Below are 3,607 nucleotides of genomic sequence, written 5' to 3' on the forward strand. Positions count from 1 at the left end.
TGAAAGAAGTCCGGCGGTGTCCTACTCTCCCACACCCTCCCGAGTGCAGTACCATCGGCGCTGGAGGGCTTAGCTTCCGGGTTCGGAATGTAACCGGGCGTTTCCCCTCCGCCATGACCGCCGTAACACTATCGACATATCAAACAACCGGCTCGGGTTGTTCGTTAGCCGTGAATCACACAGTGGACGCAAGCAGAACCTTGTAGTCAAGTCCTCGGCCTATTAGTACCGGTCAACTGAACCCGTTACCGAGCTTACATTTCCGGCCTATCAACCCAGTCGTCTAGCTGGGGGCCTTACCCCTCCAAAGAGGGTGGGATACCTCATCTTGAAGCGAGCTTCCCGCTTAGATGCTTTCAGCGGTTATCCCTTCCGAACGTAGCTAACCAGCCGTGCCCTTGGCAGGACAACTGGCACACCAGAGGTTCGTCCGTCCCGGTCCTCTCGTACTAGGGACAGCCCTTCTCAAGTATCCTACGCGCACGGCGGATAGGGACCGAACTGTCTCACGACGTTCTAAACCCAGCTCGCGTACCGCTTTAATGGGCGAACAGCCCAACCCTTGGGACCTGCTACAGCCCCAGGATGCGACGAGCCGACATCGAGGTGCCAAACCATCCCGTCGATATGGACTCTTGGGGAAGATCAGCCTGTTATCCCCGGGGTACCTTTTATCCGTTGAGCGACACCGCTTCCACACGCAAGTGCCGGATCACTAGTCCCGACTTTCGTCCCTGCTCGACCTGTCAGTCTCACAGTCAAGCTCCCTTGTGTACTTGCACTCAACACCTGATTGCCAACCAGGCTGAGGGAACCTTTGGGCGCCTCCGTTACCTTTTAGGAGGCAACCGCCCCAGTTAAACTACCCACCAGACACTGTCCCTGAACCGGATAACGGTCCGAAGTTAGATACCCAAATCAACCAGAGTGGTATTTCAAGATTGCCTCCACCCGTACTGGCGTACGGACTTCACCGGCTCCCACCTATCCTACACAAGCTAATTCGGATACCAATGTCAAGCTATAGTAAAGGTCCCGGGGTCTTTCCGTCCTGCCGCGCGTAACGAGCATCTTTACTCGTACTGCAATTTCGCCGGGCCTGTGGTTGAGACAGTGGGGAAGTCGTTACGCCATTCGTGCAGGTCGGAACTTACCCGACAAGGAATTTCGCTACCTTAGGATGGTTATAGTTACCACCGCCGTTTACTGGCGCTTAAGTTCTCCGCTTCGCCCCGAAGAGCTAACAGGTCCCCTTAACGTTCCAGCACCGGGCAGGCGTCAGTCCATATACATCGAATTACTTCTTCGCATGGACCTGTGTTTTTAGTAAACAGTCGCTTCCCCCTGCTCTCTGCGGCCATACAACGCTCCACCCGCGCGGGGCTTCACGTCTCCGGCCCCCCTTCTCCCTAAGTTACGGGGGCAATTTGCCGAGTTCCTTAACCACAGTTCGCCCGATCGCCTCGGTATTCTCTACCTGACCACCTGTGTCGGTTTGGGGTACGGGCCGCTAAGAACTCGCTAGAGGCTTTTCTCGGCAGCATAGGATCACTGACTTCACCTGAATCGGCTCGGCATCACGTCTCAGCCTACATGCACCACGGATTTGCCTATGGTGCGGCCTACACGCTTACCCCGGCACAACCACCGGCCGGGCTCAGCTACCTTCCTGCGTCACCCCATCGCTTGACTACTACCCGCCAGGTTCCCACGCTCCCCAACATTGGTCCGAAGACCGCCGCCAGCTCGGGTGGTTAGCACAACGAGGTTCATCAGGGTCGCTCTTTCGCGGGTACGGGAATATCAACCCGTTGTCCATCGACTACGCCTCTCGGCCTCGCCTTAGGTCCCGACTCACCCAGGGCGGATTAGCCTGGCCCTGGAACCCTTGGTCATCCGGCGGAAGGGTTTCTCACCCTTCTTTCGCTACTCATGCCTGCATTCTCACTCGTGCCGCGTCCACACCTCGATCACTCGGATGCTTCACCCCCGGCACGACGCTCCCCTACCCATCCACACACCTGCACGCACCATCAAGGGCACGCGAAGTAAAATGTGAATGCCACAGCTTCGGCGGTGTGCTTGAGCCCCGCTACATTGTCGGCGCGGAACCACTTGACCAGTGAGCTATTACGCACTCTTTAAAGGGTGGCTGCTTCTAAGCCAACCTCCTGGTTGTCTATGCGACCCCACATCCTTTTCCACTTAGCACACGCTTAGGGGCCTTAGCTGGTGATCTGGGCTGTTTCCCTCTCGACTACGAAGCTTATCCCCCGCAGTCTCACTGCCGCGCTCTCACTTACCGGCATTCGGAGTTTGGCTGATTTCGGTAAGCTTGTGGGCCCCCTAGACCATCCAGTGCTCTACCTCCGGCAAGAAACACGCGACGCTGCACCTAAATGCATTTCGGGGAGAACCAGCTATCACGGAGTTTGATTGGCCTTTCACCCCTAACCACAGGTCATCCCCCAACTTTTCAACGTTGGTGGGTTCGGCCCTCCACGCGGTCTTACCCGCGCTTCAGCCTGCCCATGGCTAGATCACTCCGCTTCGGGTCTAGAGCATGCGACTAAAAACGCCCTATTCAGACTCGCTTTCGCTACGGCTCCCCCACACGGGTTAACCTCGCCACATGCCACTAACTCGCAGGCTCATTCTTCAAAAGGCACGCCGTCACCCCGCAAGGCTCCGACGGATTGTAGGCGAACGGTTTCAGGTACTATTTCACTCCCCTCCCGGGGTACTTTTCACCATTCCCTCACGGTACTCGTCCGCTATCGGTCACCAGGAAGTATTTAGGCTTACCAGGTGGTCCTGGCAGATTCACGGCAGATTTCAGGAGTCCGCCGCTACTCGGGAACACCCACAGAAGACCAGCCACTTTCACCTACCGGACTTTCACCGCCTACGGTCAGCCATTCCAGACTGTTCGGCTAGCAACTGGCTTTATAACTCCTCGAACACGTGTCAGCATGTTCAGCAGGGTCCCACAACCCCGACCACGCAACCCCTGACAGGTATCACACGCAGCCGGTTTAGCCTCAATCCGCTTTCGCTCGCCACTACTCACGGAATCACTAATTTGTTTTCTCTTCCTACGGGTACTGAGATGTTTCACTTCCCCGCGTTCCCCCCATACACCCTATGTGTTCAGGTGCAGGTGACATCACATGACTGATGCCAGGTTTCCCCATTCGGACACCCTGGGATCACAGCTTGGTTGACAGCTCCCCCAGGCCTATCGCGGCCTCCCACGTCCTTCATCGGCTCCTGGTGCCAAGGCATCCACCGTTCGCCCTTGACAACTTGACCACAAAGATGCTCGCGTCCACTGTGCAATTCTCAACCAACGACCAACCCACAACCCACCACATCCCACACCAGACCCGACAACCGCCGGCGGTATGCGAGACCAGGTCATGCCTGGCAGCTTTCGCCCAAAGAAACCAACCACACGGGTTGTTCCTTCAGGACCCAACAGGGTGCCATCCGCCCCTCCCCAGCCGCACCACAACCCCCGTTCCACACCACCGAAGTGGCCGTACTAGAAGATCCGTGGCCGTTGCCAGGAAAAGACTCACCAGTGTCTCCGCCATCGAGCACCCCG

General features: G+C 57.1%; 2 rRNA genes. Both read right to left on the bottom strand.

Going from position 1 to position 3,607, the window contains the following annotated elements:
- Nucleotides 1–8: 8 nt before the first annotated feature.
- Nucleotides 9–125 (bottom strand): 5S ribosomal RNA (gene rrf / locus QSK20_RS31800).
- A 77-nt stretch (nucleotides 126–202) separates the two neighbouring features.
- Nucleotides 203–3,312: ribosomal RNA gene (locus QSK20_RS31805) — 23S ribosomal RNA — on the bottom strand.
- Nucleotides 3,313–3,607: the final 295 nt, after the last annotated feature.

This window comes from Micromonospora sp. NBRC 101691 (assembly GCF_030269285.1).
In the GTDB taxonomy this organism is placed as follows: Bacteria; Actinomycetota; Actinomycetes; order Mycobacteriales; family Micromonosporaceae; genus Micromonospora; species Micromonospora echinospora.